Here is an 18,135-nt window from a genome sequence, read left to right as displayed (position 1 = left end):
CGATAAGCGCTGCTCGGCGCCGCCGCTTCCCGGCGGCTCCGCCGGCGGCGAGGCGGCCGCCCGGCCGTGCAGGGCGAATGGCTACGGTGATGTGATGACCGACGAGATCCTGCTGATCGACACCGACGAACGAGTGCGCACCCTGACCCTCAACCGGCCCCAGTCGCGCAACGCGCTGTCTTCGGCATTGCGGGACCGCTTCTTCGGCGCATTGGCCGACGCCGAAACCGACGACGACGTCGACGTCATCATCGTCACCGGCGCCGACCCGGTGTTCTGCGCGGGACTGGATCTCAAGGAACTGGGTGGCTCGTCGGCGCTTCCGGACATCTCGCCGCGGTGGCCGGCGCTGACCAAGCCGGTGATCGGCGCGATCAACGGCGCCGCGGTGACCGGCGGGCTGGAGTTGGCGTTGTACTGCGACATCCTGATCGCCTCGGAAAACGCGCGGTTCGCCGACACGCACGCACGGGTGGGCCTGCTGCCCACCTGGGGCCTGAGCGTGCGGTTGCCGCAGAAGGTGGGAGTCGGGCTGGCCCGGCGGATGAGCATGACCGGGGACTACCTGTCCGCCGGCGATGCGCTGCGGGCCGGCCTGGTGACCGAGGTGGTGCCGCACGCCCAGCTGCTTCGCGCCGCCCGGGCGGTGGCGGCGTCGATCGTCGGAAACAATCAGGACGCGGTGCGGGCGCTGCTGGCGTCCTACCATCGCATCGACGACGCGCAGACCAGCGCCGGGCTGTGGCAGGAGGCGACGGCGGCCCGGCAGTTCCGGACCAGCGGCGACGACATCGCAGCCAACCGCGAGGCCGTGCTGCAACGCGGGCGCTCGCAGGTGCGCTGACTTCACGATTTGTGCCGGTCCGCCCCCGCCGCTCCGGCGCACGCAATACGATCAGCGGATGCATGCGGTCGTCGGTGTCACCGTGAGGACGCTCGGCGGCCTGGCCCTGGCGGCCGCGTCGGCGATCGCGGTGTCCGCGCCGGAGGCGGGCGCGCTGCCGCCGCCGGGATTTCCCAACCTCGACACGTTCACCGCCGTGCCGGCCGACGGCTATCTCGGCACAGGCGCGCCGGGAACCTCGCCGCGGGTCAGTTTCTCCGCCGGCTCCGCCTTGGTCTGTGACTTCTACGGCGGGCCGCCGCCCGTGCCGCAACCGTCACAGGACATCAAGTGCAAGGGCGACATGCTGGGGATGGACGATGTCCCCGTGCCCGGCGGCCGTCCGCGACCCGGCGACTGCCTCGTGGGTTCGGTGGACTTCAAGGGACCCGGCTACCAGTTGAGCCGCATGTCCTACGGCGGATGCGACGGCAACCCACCCCCGCTGCCTGCTGGCGCCAAGGCGCTGGGGTCGGGCCAGAAGTTGACCTACCTCAACGTCACGTGCGCGGTTGGAGCCGACGACCTCCTCGCCTGCCTGGACACCACCAGCGGCGACCACGGATTCGTCGTGCAGCGCTCGGGAAGCTGGGCGTTCTAAATCGGATGGTGGCGACCCGCTGCGCCCCGCTCCGCCGCGCTTGCGATCGCCACTAAATCAGGCCGTTCTAGTCGAGGGCGGTGCGCAGCGACGCCACCGCGTCGTCGATCGAGCCGCTAGTCGAGTAGCCGGCCGCCAGCCGGTGCCCCCCGCCACCAAACCCGGACGCGACCGACGCCAAATCCACCGCGGCCTTGGCCCGCATCGACACCGACCACTGCTGCGGCGCGATCTCCTTGAACACCGCGGCCACCTCCGCCTGCTGCGTGGTCCGCACGATGTCGACGATGCTCTCGACTTCCTCTGGGCGTGAACCGACCCAATCCTGGTGATCGACAACGGCATACACCAGTCCCCGGCCGCCCGCGGCGTCGGGCAGCAGCTGGGCCGACGCCAGCACCCGCGACAGCAAAGGCAGCCATCCGAAGGGGTGACTGTCCATCAGCGTGCGGCTGATCGCGGCGTTATCGACGCCGCCGTCGACCAGCCGGGCGGCCAGCCGAAGGGCGCGCCCACTGGCCCAGCGGAACGAGCCGGTGTCGGTCGTCAACCCGGCGTAGATGCAGTGCGCAACGTCGGAATCGATGGACTTGCCCCAGGCGTCGAGAATGTCGGCGATCATCATCGTGGTCGAATCAGCCGACACGTCAATGAAATTGGCGGTGCCGAACACATCATTGGAGGCGTGGTGGTCGATGACCAACACCTCGTCGGCCGCTACGGCCAAGTCGCTCAACGCGCCCAGCCGCTTTGCGCTCGGAACGTCAACGGTGACAACCAAATCGGCGTCGCGGCGCATCGCATCCGGACTGACCAGCAGCCGGCAGCCGGGCAGCGACGCCAACGACTCGGGCAGCCCCGCTGGCTCGGCGAAACTGACCTCGACCTGTTTGCCGCACTTGTCCAGCACCAGCCCCAGCGCCAGCCCGGCGCCGATGGTGTCGGCGTCGGGATGCACGTGTGCGATCACCGCGACGGTGTCGGCGTCCGACAGCAGTTCCACCGCACCCGCGGCGTCGATGCGCGCCCCCACCCTGGCGCCGCCCAGCTCAGTATTCGTGTTCGTCGTCGTCACCGATACTCCCGTCGAAGCCGGGCTCCGCGCCCGATCCGCTATCCCGGTATGGATCGGCCTCCCCAGCCGGCTTGGCGCCCGAACGAACCCGCGCCAGATCAGCATCCGCAGCGCGTGCGCGCGCCAGCAACTCGTCCATCCGCTGCACGTTGTCCAATGTCGTGTCGCGGGTGAACGTCAGCGTGGGCGTGAAGCGCACGCCGGTGCCGGCCCCGACCATCGTGCGCAGCGCGCCCTTGGCCCGTTCCAGGGCAGCCGCGGCGGCCCCGTAATCCGGCTCGTCGTCCAGCGTGCGTCCCATCACCGTGTAGAACACCGTCGCATCGTGCAGATCGGCGGTCACCTTCGCGTCGACGATGGTGACCCCATCCAGCCCGGGATCCTTGATCTCGAACTCGATCGCCGAGGCGACGATCGTGTTGATCCGCTTGGCCAAACGGCGCGCCCGGGCCGGGTCGGCCATCAGGTGCGCTCCTTCTGGACCAACTCGTAGGACTCGATGATGTCGCCTTCTTTGAGGTCGGAGTACCCCAGCGTCATACCGCACTCGAAGCCCTCGCGGACCTCGGTCACGTCGTCCTTCTCCCGTCGCAGCGAGGTGATCGAGAGGTTGTCGGTGACCACGATGTTGTCCCGCAGCAACCGCGCCTTGGCGTTGCGGCGCACGATGCCGCTGCTGATCATGCAGCCGGCGATGATGCCGACCTTGGAGGATCGGAAGATCGCCCGGATCTCGGCGCGACCCAGCTGGCTCTCCTCGTAGATCGGCTTGAGCATGCCGCGCAGGGCCTTCTCGATCTCGTCGATGGCCTGGTAGATCACCGAGTAGTAGCGGATCTCCACGCCTTCGCGGTTGGCCAGCTCCGTCGCCTTGCCCTCGGCACGCACGTTGAAGCCGATGATCACCGCGTCGGAGGCGGACGCCAGGTTGACGTTGGTCTCGGTGATGCCACCGACACCGCGGTCGATGACGCGCAGCTCCACCTCGTCGTCGATCTGGATTCCCATCAGCGCCTCTTCCAGCGCCTCGACCGTACCGGCGTTATCGCCCTTGAGGATCAAGTTGAGCTGCGACGTCTCCTTCAACGCGGCATCCAGATCGTCCAAGCTGATCCGCTTACGCGAACGCGCCGCCAGCGCGTTGCGCTTGCGCGCGCTGCGCTTGTCGGCGATCTGGCGCGCGATGCGGTCCTCGTCGACCACCAGCAGGTTGTCACCGGCGCCGGGCACCGACGTGAAGCCGATGACCTGCACCGGCCGCGACGGCAGCGCCTCATGGACGTCCTCGCCGTGCTCGTCGACCATGCGGCGAACCCGGCCGTAGGCGTCGCCGGCGACGATCGAGTCACCGACGCGCAGCGTGCCGCGCTGGATCAGCACGGTGGCCACCGGTCCGCGACCGCGGTCCAGGTGCGCCTCGATCGCCACACCCTGGGCTTCCATATCGGGGTTGGCCCGCAGGTCCAGGGCGGCGTCGGCGGTCAACAGCACCGCCTCTTCCAGCGCCTCGATGTTGGTGCCCTGCTTGGCCGAGATGTCGACGAACATCGTGTCGCCACCGAAATCCTCTGCCACCAAACCATATTCGGTGAGCTGGCCGCGGATCTTGGCCGGGTCGGCGCCTTCCTTGTCGATCTTGTTGACCGCCACCACGATCGGCACATCGGCCGCCTGCGCGTGGTTGATCGCCTCCACCGTCTGCGGCATGACGCCGTCGTCGGCGGCGACTACCAGGATCGCGATGTCTGTGGCCTTGGCACCACGGGCACGCATCGCCGTGAACGCCTCGTGACCCGGGGTGTCGATGAACGTGATCGGCCGCTCGGTGCCGTCGAAGTCGACGGACACCTGGTAAGCACCGATGTGCTGGGTGATGCCACCCGCCTCCGCCTCGCGAACGCTGGCATTCCGGATGGTGTCCAGCAGTCGGGTTTTACCGTGGTCGACGTGACCCATCACGGTCACCACCGGCGGCCGGGTCTGCAGGTCTTCCTCGCCACCCTCGTCCTCGCCGTAGCTCAGGTCGAAGGACTCCAGCAGCTCGCGGTCCTCGTCCTCGGGGCTGACGACCTGGACAACGTAATTCATCTCGCTGCCCAGCAGCTCGAGCGTCTCGTCGCCGACCGATTGCGTGGCGGTGACCATCTCGCCGAGGTTGAACAGCGCCTGCACCAGCGAGGCCGGGTTGGCGTTGATCTTGTCGGCGAAGTCGCTCAGCGACGCGCCGCGAGCCAGCCGGATGGTCTCGCCGTTACCGTGCGGCAACCGCACACCGCCGACGACGGGCGCCTGCATATTCTCGTATTCGGCGCGTTTCGCCCGCTTCGACTTGCGGCCCCGTCGCGGCGCACCGCCGGGACGGCCGAAAGCTCCGGCGGCACCGCCGCGCTGGCCGGGACGGCCACCGCCGCCACCGCCACCCGGACGGCCACGGAAACCGCCGCCGCCGCCTCCGGGCGGGGCACCGACTCCGCCGCCACCGCCGCCGCGGTAGTTGCCGCCGCCGCCTCCGTCACGACCGCCCGGACCACCGGGACGGCCACCGCCGGGACGCGGGGCGCCGGGCCGAGCCGGGCGGCCCGGCCCACCGGCACCGGCGGGTCGGGGCGGCATGTTGCCCGGGGAAGCGCCGCCGGGCCGCGGGGCGCCCGGCCGGGGAGCTCCCGGACGGGGCGCCTGCGGGCGCGGGATGGGCCGGTCGACGGGTTGCGCCGACGAGAACGGGTTGTTGCCCACGCGCGGGGCGCGGGGCTTGGGCATTGGGCCCGGACGTGGGCCCGGCGTCATACCGGGGTGCGGCGCCTGGCCGGGTGGCTGCCCGGGCGCTGGCGGTTTCGGCTGTCCCGGAGACGGCGCGGACGGCCGTGTGGGAGCCGGGCCCGGGCGGGCCGGGGCCTCGGCGGGCGCTGCGGCGGAGGCCGGTGGGGCGGCGGCCTTGGCGGGCGTCGCCGTCGCTTCGCCGTTGCCGCCCGCGCTGCCGATGGCGGTGTCGAGGGCCTTGTCGAGCGATTTGTCGGGGGCCTTGGCGGCGGGCACCTTGGCCGCGGCTTTCGCGGGGGCCTTCTCGGCGGCCTTGCCGCCTCCGAAGGACTCGCGCAGCCGGCGAGCCACCGGGGCTTCCACCGTCGACGATGCGGATTTAACGAATTCGCCCTGATCATTCAGCCGGGCGAGAACTTCCTTGCTGGTTACACCGAGTTCCTTAGCCAACTCGTGTACGCGGGCCTTACCTGCCACTACATCTCCTGTCTATGAGGCGACAGTCGTGGGGCCGCGCCTCGGGAATTAGCTGTAACGCATAGGAATGCGAGTCATCGGGACTTCACGGTGTGCTCATGTTCTTTGCTACCTGTTCTGTTGCCGGGCGATCGGGCGCACAGAGGAACTCTATGTGCTCGACCACCGCGGATGTATCCGGTGAACCGGTGATGCGCAGCGCTTTGGTGAAAGCCCGCCGCCGGATTGCCTGTTGTGCGCACTGCGGCCCGGGATGCAGCCATGCACCCCGCCCCGGCAGGCTATTGCCCGTGTCAACGATCACGGCGAAGTCGCCGTTCCCGTTCGGCACAGCCACCACTCGAAGCAGCTTGACGGCCAGCTCTCGCTTCCGGCACCCGACACATGTCCGTACGGGTCCACCCGCATGACAGTGCGACCTTCTGGTTTCGGGAGCCGAAAGTTCACGCTGGATCACGGCTAAGTCTAGCGTCACCGAATCGATGGTCAGAACCACCCGAGGGTGCGCAGGTGCGGCCCCGCCGGCCCGCTAGCGGTCGTGAGCCATTCCGTGGGTGGCACCGTGTTCGGACTGGCTCTCCGAATGCCCCCCGGGACCGCCGGGCGAGTCCCCGCGGATGTCGATGCGCCACCCGGTGAGCCGGGCCGCCAGGCGCGCGTTCTGGCCCTCCTTGCCGATGGCCAGCGACAACTGAAAGTCGGGTACCACCACACGGGCGGCGCGGGCCGCCTGGTCGATGATCGAGACCGACACCACCTTCGCCGGCGACAGCGCATTGGCGACGAAGCGCGCGGGGTCGTCGTCGTAGTCGATGATGTCGATTTTCTCGCCGGAGAGCTCGCTCATCACGTTGCGGACCCGCTGCCCCATCGGACCGATGCAGGCCCCTTTGGCGTTCAGCCCGGGAAGGTTGGACTTCACCGCGATCTTGGAACGATGGCCGGCCTCCCGGGCCACGGCGACGATCTCCACCGATTCGTCGGCAATCTCGGGGACTTCCAGCGAGAACAACTTGCGGACCAGGTTCGGGTGGGTTCTCGACAGGGTGATCAGCGGCTCCCGGGCCCCGCGGGTCACCCCGATCACGTAGCACCGCACGCGGTTGCCGTGCTCGTAGCTTTCGCCGGGAACCTGCTCGGCCGCCGGGATCACGCCCTCGGAGGCCTTCGTCTCCGTGCCCATCCGGACCACGACCAGGCCGCGCGCGTTGGCCCGGCTGTCACGCTGGATGACGCCCGCGACGATCTCCCCCTCGCGGGTGGAGAATTCGCCGTAGGTCCGCTCGTTTTCCGCGTCGCGGAAGCGCTGCAGCATGACCTGGCGGGCGGTGGTGGCGGCGATGCGCCCGAAACCCTCAGGGGTGTCGTCCCATTCACTGATGACGTTGCCGTCTTCGTCGGTCTCCCGGGCGATCACCCCGACGACTCCCGTCTTGCGGTCGATTTCGATCCGCGCGTCGTTCTGGTGGCCTTCGGTGTGCCGGTAGGCGGTGAGCAGCGCCGACTTGATCGTCTCGAGCAGCTCGTTGACCGAGATGCCCCGATCCACCTCGATCGCGTGCAGTGCGCCCATGTCGATGTTCATGCTCCGGTCTCCGTCCTCCGGGCCTGACCCATACCCGCCAGTTCCAGCTCCGCTTGGTTAGGAGGCGAAAACTCCACCTGGACAACAGCTTTCGCAATGCCATCGAATGGGATCTCGCGCACCGCCCAGTCCCGGCCGGCGCGGACGACCAGCGCGACCGCGCCGTCGGTTGTCGCACCGACCCGGCCGGTCACCTTCGATCCGTCCGACAGGACGACGTCGACCTTGCGGCCGCGGGCCCGACGGAAGTGCTTCGCGCTGGTCAGCGGGCGGTCCACGCCGGGCGAGGAGACCTCGAGCACGTAGTGGTCGCAAGCGGTATCCAGGCCGTCGAGCAACGCCGATGCCGAGCGGGACAGCGTGGCCGCCGTGTCCAGATCGAGGCCGTTGTCGCCGTCGGCGATCACCATGATTCGCGGTGGGCGGGTCCGGGCGTCGATGACCACGTCTTCGATCTCGAAGCCGGCGCGCGCAAACTCTCCACCGAGTAGCTCGATCACCTGCGTCTGCGACGGTAGCCCGGTGGTCACGGCGAGCTCCTCATCTTGAGTTGTCCGGTCATCTGGCGGATGTCGGCGCCCCGATGGGTTCGAAGGCGGCTTCCGGTGTCCCGGCGGAGGAACATCCGTGCCGACCGTTGCCGTCAGTGGCTGCCCTCTGCGAGAACCAGCTATCCACGATACGCCAGGAATCGCGGTTGACGGCGTGATCGCGTCCTGGCATCTTGCCCGCCATCGCCCCGATGGCAGGATGTCCTTGTGGCTAGCGCAGTTCCGTTCGTCAACAGGCGAGATGTCCTCGTCGGTGGTGCGGCCTTGGCTGCGCTCGGGGCGGTGGTGAGTGCCTGTGGCAAGCCCGCGCCCAAGCCCCCGCCCGTCGAGCAACTGCTCGGGCCGCTCGATCAGGCCCGGCACGACAGCGCGCTGGCGGGTGCCGCCGCCGCGGCCGTCGGGAACCCGCCGCAGGTCGCCGCCGCGCTGGGGGTGGTGGCCAGCCAGCGCGCCGCGCATGCCCGCGCGCTGTCGGCGGAGATCTCGCGCGCGACCGGCAAGCTCGCCACGTCGTCCTCAAGCGAAAGCCCCAGCCCGAGCCAGGCCGAACCGGCCGGCCCGCCACCGCCCCCGCCGCCGGTGTCCGACGTGATCAACGCGTTGCGCGCCTCGGCCGACAGCGCGAGTCGATTGGTGGGCACCGAACCCGGCTACCGGGCCGGGCTGCTCGCCTCGATCGCCGCTTCTTGCACGGCGTCGTACACGGTTGCGCTGGTGCCGGGGGGGCCGTCGATATGACCTCCGGTAAGGACGCCGACAACACGGCGCTATGCGACGCGCTGGCCATCGAGCATTCGACGATCTACGGCTATGGCATCGTGTCCGCGCTGTCGCCGCCCAGTGTGAACGACATGGTGGTGGAGGCGCTCGCGCAGCACCGCCAGCGCCGCGACGACGTCATCGCGATCCTGAACGCCCGCAAGGTGACCGCTCCGATCGCCGCGGCCGGCTACCAGCTGCCGATGGTGGTCGGCGGTCCGGCCGATGCCGCGCGGCTGGCCGCACGGATGGAGAACGACGGCGCGGGCGCGTGGCGTGTGGTCGCCGAGCACGCGGAGACTGGCGCGGATCGCGCGTTCGCCTCGACGGCCCTGGTTCAGAGCGCGGTCATGGCAGCCCGGTGGAGCCGCGTGCTGGGCGCCTGGCCCATCACGACGAGCTTCCCCGGCGGCAACGACTAGCCCTTGAGGGCCGCCGCGATGTCGGTGGGCAGCGACGGCCCCGTCGCCAGTTCGCGGGTGTGGCCGCCGAAGCGGTCGCGCAGCTCCACCACGCCGTCGGCCCAGCCCCGCCCCACCACGACGATCCACGGCACGCCGAGCAGTTCGGCGTCTTTGAACTTCACGCCGGGTGAGGCCGGGCGGTCATCGAGCAGCACCTCGATGCCCAACCGGTCCAGCTCGGCGGCCAGGTTGGTGGCTCCGGTGCGGGCCTCCGCGTCTTTGTTGGCGATCACCAGATGGACGTCGAACGGCGCGACCGCCGACGGCCAGCGCAGGCCCAGCTCGTCGTGGTGCTGCTCGGCGATGACGGCCACCATCCGCGACACCCCGAGGCCATAGGAGCCCATGGTCAGGCGCACTGGCTTGCCGTCCTCACCGAGCACATCGACGGTGAAGGCGTCGGTGTATTTGCGGCCGAGCTGAAAGATGTGGGCGATCTCGATACCGCGCGCCGAGACCAGCGGGCCCGCGCCATCCGGCGAGGGATCACCGTCGCGCACCTCGGCGGCCTCGATGGTGCCGTCGGCGGTGAAGTCCCGGCCGGCGACCAGTCCGACGACGTGCCGCCCGGTTTCGTCGGCCCCGGTGATCCAGCTGGTGCCGTCCACTACCCGCGGATCGACTAGGTAGCGAACACCGTTGCCTTGCAATGCTTTTGGTCCGATATACCCCTTCACCAGGAAGGGGTACTTGGCGAAGTCGGCGTCGTCGAGCAGCGCGTATTCGGCCGGTTCCAGCGCCGCGCCCAGCCTTTTGTCGTCGACCTCACGGTCCCCCGGGACCCCGATAGCCAGTAGCTCCCACTCCCCGCCGGGCTGCCGGACCTTGAGCATGACGTTCTTCAACGTGTCGGCCGCGGTGACGGGGCGGCCCAGGTCCGCCTGGTTGGCCCAGTCCACCAGGGTGGCGATGGTCGGGGTGTCGCCGGTGTCGTGGACCACCGCCTCGGGTAGCCCGGCCACTACTTCCGCGGGCCGCGCCTCCGGGCGGGCGGTGACGACGGCCTCGACATTGGCCGCATACCCGGACTCCAGGCACCGCACGAAGGTGTCCTCACCGACCGCGCTTTCGGCCAAGAACTCCTCCGAGGCGCTGCCGCCCATGGCGCCCGACACGGCGGAGACGATGACGTAGCGCACCTCCAGGCGCGAGAAGATGCGCTGATAAGCCTCACGATGCGCGTGGTAGGCGGCCTTGAGTCCGGCGTCGTCGATGTCGAACGAATAGGAGTCCTTCATCAGGAATTCGCGGACCCGCAGGATGCCGGCCCGCGGCCGCGCCTCGTCACGATATTTGTTCTGGATCTGATACAGCAGGACCGGAAAGTCTTTGTAGGAGCTGTATTCGCCCTTGACGGTCAGGGTGAACAGCTCTTCGTGGGTGGGGCCCAGCAGGTAGTCATTGCCGCGGCGGTCCTGCAGCCGGAACACCGAGTCGCCGTATTCGGTCCACCGGTTCGTCGTCTCATACGGTGCGCGCGGCAGCAGGGCGGGGAACAAGATCTCTTGCCCGCCAATGGCATTCATCTCCTCGCGGACGATCCGCTCGATCCGGCGCAGCACCCGCAATCCCAGCGGCAGCCAGCTGTACAGTCCGGGCGCGACGGGCCGGATGTAGCCTGCCCGGATCAAAAGCTTGTGGCTGGCGACTTCGGCGTCGGCGGGATCGTCGCGCAAGGTGCGCAAAAACAACTGGGACATCCGGGTAATCACAGCGGGCCAGCCTAGCGGTGACTGCGAGCGCAACGAAGTTGGGCGTGGCAGGCCACCGCCATCGAACCCAGCGTGCTGCGAAGGGCACCCGTGCGGGGTGAGCTACAGCTCCCCGGCGTCGATGGCTTCCTTGACCTCTTGCGCGTGGGCAACCTGGTCGGGGGTGTAGCCGATGAACAGTGCCGCGCCGCCGACGATGACGGCCACGCCGGCTATCCACAACAGGCCGTAGGTGTAGCCGTGGTCCAGCGCGGACAACTGCACGTCGTTCATGAATTTCACCGGGCCGGTGGTGCCGCCCAGATACAGGGTCCGCGAAGTGATCACCGCCTGGATCACGGCCAGCACCAGCGGCCCACCCAGGCTCTGCAGCATCAGCGCGATCGCCGACACCGGACCAATCTGATCGAAACCCACGCCGGCGATCGCCGACAGAGTCAGCGGCACACCGACGATGCCAATGCCGATGCCGCCGATGACGATCGGCATCACCAGGTTGGGGAAGTAGCCCACGCCGCGGTGCATGAATGCCGAGCCGTACAGCATCGCGCCCAGCAGCAGACAGCCGCCGCCGATCGTCAACACCCGGGGCGAGAACCGTGACACCAACTGCGAGGAGACGCCCAAGCCGATGCCCACCCCGATCACGAACGGAATGAAGCCAACACCTGCGCGCAGCGCGCTATAGCCCAAGATGTCCTGCACGTACAGACCGATGCAGACCGTCAGGCTGAACATGAGTCCGCCGGCCAGCAAGACCGCGGCAAAGGTGACCAATCGGTTGCGGTCGCGGAACAGGTCGAACGGGACGACGGGATTCTCGGCGGTGCGCTCCACGATGATGAAGGCGAGTGCGGCACCCATGGCCACCACGCCCGAGCCGACGGTGGTGATCGACAGCCAGCCCTTTTCCGGCCCCATCGAGAAGGCGAACACGGCGGCGGTGCATGTCAACGTGGCCAGCATGGCCCCGGTCGCGTCGAGCTTCATGCGCTCGCGGTTGGTCTCGCGCAACGCGGTGCGGGCCAGGTACATCATCACCAGGCCGATCGGCACGTTCACCAGGAACGCCAGCCGCCACGACACCTCGGTGAGCGCCCCGCCGACCACCAGGCCCATCACCGAACCGACCGCCGTCATCGCGGCGAACACCGCCGTCGCGAAGTTACGCGCCGGGCCTTTGGGGAAGGTGGTCGCCACCAGCGCCAGACCTGTCGGCGAGGCGATGGCGGAACCTACCCCCTGCGAGAGCCGCGCGATGACCATGGTCGCCTCGTCCCAGGCGACCGCGCACAGCACTGAGGAAATGGTGAACAGCGCGACACCGACGATGAAGGTGCGCTTGCGCCCAATGGTGTCGCCGAGACGACCGCCCAGCAGCATCAAGCCACCGAAGGTCAGCACATAGGCGGTGATCACCCAGCTACGGCCGGCGTCGGACAAGCTGAGGTCGTTTTGAATCTTGGGGAGCGCGACGATGGCGACGGTGCTGTCCATGGTCGCGAGCAGCTGCATACCACCGATGGCGATGACTGCCGCGATGAAACGTCGTGAGGGCAGCCACGCCGGGTAGTACTTGCTGACCCGTTTTGGGGCGGTCTCCGCCGGGAGCGCAGCGCTCGCCGGGGCCGGACGATCGGGGCGCGCCGAGGCCAGTTTTTGCACCGCGCGCTCTGCATCGCTGAGAGCCGTCATAAAGGGTTACCTTACAGTAATCTTAAGAATCGTTTAAAGCCCGAAGGCCGCGACAGCACCGATCACGATGATCGCGGGAGGTCGGATACCCTCGGCGCGGATCTTCTCGGGCGTGTCGGCCAGGGTAGCCCGCAAAGTATGTTGAGCGGCGGTCGTTCCATGCTGAACCACCAACACCGGAGTATCCGCAGGTCGTCCGCCTCTGAGCAGGGCATCGGCGAAAAGTTCGATGCGTTCGACCGCCATCAGCAAAACGATCGTGCCTGACATCGCGCCCAGTGCATCCCAATTCACTAACGATTCGGGATGGCCGGGCGGCAGATGGCCGCTGACCACCACAAACTCGTGATTTATCGCCCGATGAGTGACGGGAACGCCCGCCAAAGCGGGCACTCCTATGGCACTTGTCACACCTGGCACCACCGTCACCGGAATTCCGGCCTCGACGCACGCCAGCACTTCTTCGTAACCGCGGGCGAACACGAAGGGATCGCCGCCTTTGAGGCGCACCACGAAGCTGCCGGCGCGGGCCCGTTCGATCATGATGTCGTTGATGGCGTCCTGGGCCATGGCCCGCCCGTACGGGATCTTGGCGGCATCGATGACTTCGACGTGTGGGGGCAGCTCGGCGAGGAGTTCCGGTGGCGCGAGACGGTCGGCGACCACGACGTCGGCCTGGGCCAGCAGACGCCGGCCGCGCACGGTGATCAGTTCGGGGTCACCGGGCCCGCCGCCGACGAGCGCGACGCCGCCCTTGACGACGTCCGAACTCACCGGGCTGTCGGGCGTGATGAGCCCGGTCTGCAGCGCCTCGCGGATGGCCGAGCGGATCGCAGCCGACCGGCGGTGGTCGCCTCCGGCCAGGACTCCGACGGACAGCCCGGCGTAGTCGAAAGACGCTGGGGTTACTGCGGTCCCCTCGACGGCGATGTCGGCCCGGACGCAGAAGATGCGGCGGCTTTCGGCCTCGGCGACCACCGCTTCGTTCACTTGCGCGTCGTCGGTGGCCGCGATCGCGTACCAGGCTCCGTCGAGGTCACCGTCGCGGTATTCGCGCAGTGCCAGGGTGATTCCCGTCATCGCCTCGACGGACCTGGTGGCGCTGCGGGAGATGACGTGAACGTCGGCGCCGCTGGCGATAAGCAAGGGCAGCCGGCGCTGGGCAACGGTGCCGCCGCCGACTACGACGACCTTTTTGCCGGTCAGCCGCAGCCCAACGAGGTAGGCGCTCTCGATCACCCGGCAAGCCTAGTGGCGATCGCGAGCGCGGCGGAGCCGGGCGCTGGCGTGTGCGACGAAGCGCGCCACCGCCTCCGGCGCGGCGGCCGGATGGGTGTGCAGATATGACGCGTGCACACCGGCGTGCACGACGCCGTCGCGCACCCGACCGCCCTGCCGGCCGGCGTCGTGGGCGCGGTACATCCAGGCGGGTTGATAGTCGTCGGTGAATGTGACTGTGGTCCGGTGGAATTCATGTCCCACCGCACGCTGGCCGGCGGTGTACAACGACGAGTCCGCGACGGCCACGGCATCGCGATACGCCAGGGCCAGACGCGACGTGAATTGCGCCTGCCCCGCCAGCACACCGCACATCGGATGGCCGTCGAGCTCGGAGACCAGATAGATCAGCCCGGCGCACTCGGCGTGTATCGGCGCCCCGGCGGCGGCCAGTTCGTTGATCTGCCGGCGCACGACGTCATTGGCCGAGAGCTCCGCGGTGAACTGTTCGGGAAAACCGCCGGGGAGCAACACCGCGTCGGTGCCGTCGGGCAACACATCGACGAGCGGATCGAATTCGACGACCTCGGCGCCGGCGGCCCTCAGCAACTCCGCGTGTTCGGTGTAGCCGAAACTGAATGCCTTCCCGGCCGCCACCGCGACGCTCGCGTGCGCCTCGGACGTCTCCCCCACCGCCGCCGCGGGATCCCACGGCGGCTTGGTGACCCGGCCTCCGGCGACCGCGGCGATGGCCGACAAATCGACGTGGCGAGCGACCAGTGCGGTCATCGCATCCACCGCCAACCGAGCCCGCTGCCCGTACTCCACCGCAGTGACCAGACCCAAATACCTTGTCGGCAACTCTAATTCGGCCACCCGCGGGACGGCGCCAAGCACCGGGACACCGGCCTGCTCGCAGGCCTGCCGCAGCACCTGCTCATGCCGGGCCGATCCGACTCGATTCAGGATCACACCAGCGACACGGGTCGCGGTGTCGTACGTCGAAAAGCCGTGCAGCAGGGCGGCGATGCTCTGGCTCTGCCCGCGCGCGGCCACGACCAGGACGACAGGCGCGCCCAGCAGGCCGGCGACGTGGGCCGTCGATCCCGACGCGGGAGTCGCGGCGGGGGGCTCGATCCGTCCGTCGAACAGCCCCATCACCCCTTCGACCACGGCGATGTCCGCGCCACTTGCGCCGTGGGCGTACAGCGGGCCAATCAGATCCTCCCCCACCAGGACCGGGTCGAGGTTGCGTCCTGGCCGGCCGGCGGCCAGGCCGTGGTAGCCGGGATCGATGAAGTCCGGGCCGACCTTGAACGGCGCCACGGTGTGGCCCGCAAGCCGCAGGGCACCGATCAAACCCGTTGCCACCGTGGTCTTTCCGGTGCCGGACGCAGGAGCGGCGATGACGACAGCGGGAACACTCACCACTCGATGCCCTTCTGTCCCTTACGCCCGGCGTCCATCGGATGCTTGACCTTGGCCATCTCGGTCACCAGGTCGGCCGCGTCGATCAGGCGCCGCGGCGCGTCGCGTCCGGTGATGACCACGTGCTGATGACCGGGCCGCGACGCTAGCAGCTCCACCACCTCGTCGACGTCCACCCAACCCCACTTGAGCGGATAGGTGAACTCGTCCAGGACGTAGAAGTCGTGACGCTGATCGGCGAGCCGGCGCGCGATCTCCGTCCAGCCGTCGGCCGCCGCCGCCGCGTGATCGACGTCGCTGCCCGCCTTGCGGGTCCAGGACCAGCCCGCACCCATCTTGTGCCATTCGACGGGACCGCCGATCTGGTGCTGATCGTGCAGCTGGCCCAGCCGGGCGAAGACGGCCTCCTCGCCCACCTTCCACTTGGCGCTCTTGACGAACTGGAACACCGCCACGGACAGCCCGGCATTCCAGGCCCGCAACGCCATTCCGAACGCCGCCGTGGACTTTCCCTTGCCCGTGCCGGTGTGCACGGCCAGCACGGGCGTGTGACGGCGCGCCCGCGTGGTCAGGCCGTCATCGGGAACTTGCAGTGGAGCGCCTTGTGGCATCAGCGCTTGTCCTTTCCGCTCAGGCCGCGTCGCGCACCGCACGCGTCAAGGAATCCGCGTGCAACTGCTCGAGCCGGATGACCGGCGCGCCGAGTTGGCGGGCCAGTTGCTCGGCCAGGGCCAGCCGCACAAAAGACGTTTCACAGTCGACGACCACCGCGGCGGTACCTTCGGCGACCAACCGGGCCGCCGCGGTTCGGGTGCGGCCCAACGGATCCGGGCCGGCGGTGGCCCGGCCGTCGGTCAGCACCACCACCAGCGAACGCCGCGCCCGGTCACGCGCCTTCTCCCGGACGATCAGTTCGCGCGCGGCCAGCAGGCCTTCGGCCAGTGGGGTCTTGCCGCCGGTGTCGAACCGGGCCAGTCGCCGCCCGGCGATGTGCGCCGACGAGGTCGGCGGCAACAACAGCCGTGCTTGCTGTTCGCGGAAGGTGATTACGGCGACCTTGTCGCGACGCTGATACGCGTCGCGCAGCAGGGACAGCGTGGCGCCGTTGACCGCCGCCATGCGATCGCGCGCGGCCATCGAACCCGACGCGTCCACGACGAAGATCACTAAGTTGCCTTCGCGTCCCTCGCGCATGGCGCGGCGCACATCGTCGGGCTGCGGCCGCAGCGGTCCGGCACCGCCGCGCTCGGCGGCCGAAAGCAGGGTGGCGAACAGATGCAATCCGTGCCCCGCGCAACTCGCGTCGTCCGTATCGGCGGCGGCGATGACGCTTCCGCTGGCGTTTCGGGCCCGCGACCGTCGTCCGGGGGCCCCCTCCCCAACACCCGGAACCCGTAGCGCGCGGGTGCGAAAGGTTTTCGACGGCGGCGCGCTGGGCATGCTCTTCGGTCGCTGCGGCTTGGCGTTGTCCGGCGAGTTCCGTTGGGGTGCATCCTGTTCCGACTGATTGGACTGTCCGCCGCCGGGTGGATCGGGATCTGGGTCCGAATCGGAACCGGCTCGCGCCAGGGCCTCGTTCAGCTGGTCGCGGTCGATGCCCGGATCGTCGAATGGATCGCGGCGGCGCCGATGCGGCAACGCCAGTTCGGCCGCCACCCGGATGTCCTCTTCCTCAACGGTGTGCGCGCCGCGCCAAGCCGCGTGCGCGACGGCGGTGCGGGCCACGACCAGATCGGCGCGCATGCCGTCGACGTCGAACGCCGCGCACAGCCCCGCGATGCGCCGTAATTCGTTGTCGGGCAACACCACATCATCGATGAGCGCACGCGCCGTAGCGATCCGCCGGGCCAGCTCGGCATCGGCGTGGGCAAAACGCTCGGCGAAACCGTCCGGGTCGGCCTCGTACGCCATCCGCTGCCGGATGACCTGCACCCGCACGTCGACGTCACGCGACGCGTGGACGTCCACGGTGAGCCCGAACCGGTCCAGCAGCTGTGGACGCAGTTCGCCCTCTTCGGGATTCATGGTGCCGATCAACACGAACCGGGACTCGTGCGAATGCGAGATGCCGTCGCGTTCGATGTGCACCCGCCCCATAGCCGCGGCATCGAGCAGCACATCGACCAGGTGATCGTGCAGCAGGTTGACCTCATCGACATAGAGCACGCCGCCGTGCGCGCGAGCGAGCAGGCCCGGCGAGAAGGCGTGCTCGCCGTCGCGCAGCACCCGCTGCAGGTCCAGCGAGCCGATCACCCGGTCTTCGGTTGCCCCGAGCGGCATTTCGACCAGGCCGGCATCGCTGCCGGTAGCCTCGGACAGCAACGCCGCAAGGCCACGCACGGCTGTCGACTTGGCGGTGCCCTTCTCGCCGCGGATGAGCGCGCCACCGATCTCCGGGCGCACGGCGCACAGCAGCAGGGCCAGGCGCAGCCGGTCGTGGCCGACGATCGCGCTGAACGGATAGGGCTTCACGGCTTCACCGCCAAGCCCGAGCCGGGCCGTAGCATGGGCACGTGCGGGACGCCGTCGTCGATGAAATCGTCGCCGTCGCGGACGAATCCGTGCTGGGCGTACATGTCCGCCAGATAGGCCTGCGCATTGATCCGGCACGGGTAGTCACCCACCTCGGCCAGCGCCGCACGCAGCAGCCGGGTGGTGTGACCCTGACCGCGCGCATTGCGCTTGGTGCACAGCCGCCCGATCCGGAACACCTTCTCACCCCCGGCGTGCTCCTCCATCAGCCGCAGCGTCGAGATCACCTCGCCGGCGGGCGTTTCCAGCCAGAAGTGCCGGGTTTCGGCGAGCAGGTCACGCCCGTCCAGCTCCGGATACGGGATCGCCTGTTCGACAACGAACACCTCAACCCGTAGCTTGAGCAGCTCGTAAAGGGTTTGGGCGTCAAGGTCTTTGGCCCAGATGCGTCGCAA

The 18,135-nt window shown here is 68.9% G+C and carries 17 protein-coding genes; 4 read left to right on the top strand and 13 right to left on the bottom strand.

Going from position 1 to position 18,135, the window contains the following annotated elements; translation table 11 throughout:
- Positions 1–94 precede the first annotated feature (94 nt).
- Positions 95–844: an enoyl-CoA hydratase gene (locus tag VFW69_RS23820; RefSeq protein ID WP_526505273.1), complete on the top strand. Its 750-nt coding sequence runs from the start codon at positions 95–97 to the stop codon at positions 842–844.
- Between the two features lie 58 nt (positions 845–902).
- Positions 903–1,484 carry a hypothetical protein gene (locus VFW69_RS23815; RefSeq protein ID WP_526505271.1) on the top strand — a complete coding sequence of 194 codons (582 nt, stop codon included), beginning with the start codon at positions 903–905 and terminating at the stop codon, positions 1,482–1,484.
- 67 nt (positions 1,485–1,551) lie between these two features.
- Here VFW69_RS23815 and VFW69_RS23810 read toward each other — a convergent pair whose 3' ends face one another.
- From VFW69_RS23810 to rimP, 6 genes are all read right to left on the bottom strand, one after another.
- Positions 1,552–2,559: a DHH family phosphoesterase gene (locus VFW69_RS23810; protein WP_526505269.1), complete on the bottom strand. Its 1,008-nt coding sequence runs from the start codon at positions 2,557–2,559 to the stop codon at positions 1,552–1,554.
- Positions 2,534–3,022 carry a 30S ribosome-binding factor RbfA gene (rbfA, locus tag VFW69_RS23805; RefSeq protein ID WP_526505267.1) on the bottom strand — a complete coding sequence of 163 codons (489 nt, stop codon included), beginning with the start codon at positions 3,020–3,022 and terminating at the stop codon, positions 2,534–2,536. Before rbfA ends, VFW69_RS23810 begins: the two co-directional genes overlap by 26 nt.
- Entirely contained in the window at positions 3,022–5,796 is a 2,775-nt protein-coding gene (infB, locus tag VFW69_RS23800) for a translation initiation factor IF-2 (protein ID WP_526505265.1), read from the bottom strand. Before infB ends, rbfA begins: the two co-directional genes overlap by 1 nt.
- A gap of 85 nt (positions 5,797–5,881) precedes the next feature.
- Complete coding sequence (locus VFW69_RS23795) at positions 5,882–6,136, bottom strand: DUF448 domain-containing protein (RefSeq protein WP_526505263.1); 255 nt, start codon at positions 6,134–6,136, stop codon at positions 5,882–5,884.
- A 189-nt stretch (positions 6,137–6,325) separates the two neighbouring features.
- Positions 6,326–7,381, bottom strand: a complete 1,056-nt coding sequence (gene nusA / locus VFW69_RS23790) for a transcription termination factor NusA (RefSeq protein ID WP_526505261.1) — start codon at positions 7,379–7,381, stop codon at positions 6,326–6,328.
- On the bottom strand, positions 7,378–7,911 hold the full coding sequence (gene rimP / locus VFW69_RS23785) for a ribosome maturation factor RimP (RefSeq protein WP_526505259.1): 534 nt from the start codon (positions 7,909–7,911) through the stop codon (positions 7,378–7,380). The genes nusA and rimP overlap by 4 nt, the downstream gene beginning before the upstream one ends.
- Before the next feature lie 228 nt (positions 7,912–8,139).
- On the opposite strand from rimP, the gene VFW69_RS23780 reads away from it, so the two are divergent.
- Positions 8,140–8,670, top strand: coding sequence for a hypothetical protein (locus VFW69_RS23780; protein ID WP_526505257.1), 531 nt, complete (start codon positions 8,140–8,142; stop codon positions 8,668–8,670).
- Positions 8,667–9,113, top strand: coding sequence for a ferritin-like domain-containing protein (locus VFW69_RS23775; RefSeq protein ID WP_526505255.1), 447 nt, complete (start codon positions 8,667–8,669; stop codon positions 9,111–9,113). The genes VFW69_RS23780 and VFW69_RS23775 overlap by 4 nt, the downstream gene beginning before the upstream one ends.
- On the opposite strand, the gene VFW69_RS23770 is transcribed toward VFW69_RS23775, so the two are convergent.
- The 7 genes from VFW69_RS23770 to VFW69_RS23740 form a co-directional block, all read right to left on the bottom strand.
- A complete protein-coding gene (locus VFW69_RS23770) occupies positions 9,110–10,867 on the bottom strand; it encodes a proline--tRNA ligase (RefSeq protein ID WP_526505253.1) in 1,758 nt (585 codons plus the stop codon). The two genes, VFW69_RS23775 and VFW69_RS23770, sit on opposite strands and share 4 nt — an antisense overlap.
- A 102-nt stretch (positions 10,868–10,969) precedes the next feature.
- On the bottom strand, positions 10,970–12,562 hold the full coding sequence (locus tag VFW69_RS23765; protein WP_526505251.1) for an MFS transporter: 1,593 nt from the start codon (positions 12,560–12,562) through the stop codon (positions 10,970–10,972).
- Positions 12,563–12,595: 33 nt separating this feature from the next.
- Positions 12,596–13,801, bottom strand: coding sequence for a uroporphyrinogen-III C-methyltransferase (gene cobA, locus VFW69_RS23760; RefSeq protein WP_526505249.1), 1,206 nt, complete (start codon positions 13,799–13,801; stop codon positions 12,596–12,598).
- 9 nt (positions 13,802–13,810) lie between these two features.
- Positions 13,811–15,208, bottom strand: coding sequence for a cobyrinic acid a,c-diamide synthase CobB (locus VFW69_RS23755; protein ID WP_526505247.1), 1,398 nt, complete (start codon positions 15,206–15,208; stop codon positions 13,811–13,813).
- Complete coding sequence (gene cobO, locus VFW69_RS23750) at positions 15,205–15,819, bottom strand: cob(I)yrinic acid a,c-diamide adenosyltransferase (protein WP_526505245.1); 615 nt, start codon at positions 15,817–15,819, stop codon at positions 15,205–15,207. Before cobO ends, VFW69_RS23755 begins: the two co-directional genes overlap by 4 nt.
- A 19-nt stretch (positions 15,820–15,838) precedes the next feature.
- A complete protein-coding gene (locus tag VFW69_RS23745) occupies positions 15,839–17,680 on the bottom strand; it encodes a magnesium chelatase subunit D family protein (protein ID WP_526505243.1) in 1,842 nt (613 codons plus the stop codon).
- Positions 17,677–18,135: GNAT family N-acetyltransferase (locus VFW69_RS23740; RefSeq protein WP_526505241.1), on the bottom strand; the 459-nt coding region annotated here is incomplete at its 5' end. The genes VFW69_RS23745 and VFW69_RS23740, both read right to left, overlap by 4 nt.

Source organism: Mycobacterium sp. (assembly GCF_036273375.1).
In the GTDB taxonomy this organism is placed as follows: Bacteria; Actinomycetota; Actinomycetes; order Mycobacteriales; family Mycobacteriaceae; genus Mycobacterium.
The sequence above is the reverse complement of the archived record's forward strand: the minus strand, read 5'-3'. Positions and strand labels throughout refer to the sequence as shown.

Coding starts and splice junctions, on each gene's coding strand:
- VFW69_RS23820 (WP_526505273.1), top strand. CDS start 95: ATGACCGACGAGATCCTGCTGATCGACACCGACGAACGAGTGCGCACC.
- VFW69_RS23815 (WP_526505271.1), top strand. CDS start 903: ATGCATGCGGTCGTCGGTGTCACCGTGAGGACGCTCGGCGGCCTGGCC.
- rbfA (WP_526505267.1), bottom strand. CDS start 3,022: ATGGCCGACCCGGCCCGGGCGCGCCGTTTGGCCAAGCGGATCAACACG.
- nusA (WP_526505261.1), bottom strand. CDS start 7,381: ATGAACATCGACATGGGCGCACTGCACGCGATCGAGGTGGATCGGGGC.
- VFW69_RS23775 (WP_526505255.1), top strand. CDS start 8,667: ATGACCTCCGGTAAGGACGCCGACAACACGGCGCTATGCGACGCGCTG.
- VFW69_RS23765 (WP_526505251.1), bottom strand. CDS start 12,562: ATGACGGCTCTCAGCGATGCAGAGCGCGCGGTGCAAAAACTGGCCTCG.
- cobO (WP_526505245.1), bottom strand. CDS start 15,819: ATGCCACAAGGCGCTCCACTGCAAGTTCCCGATGACGGCCTGACCACG.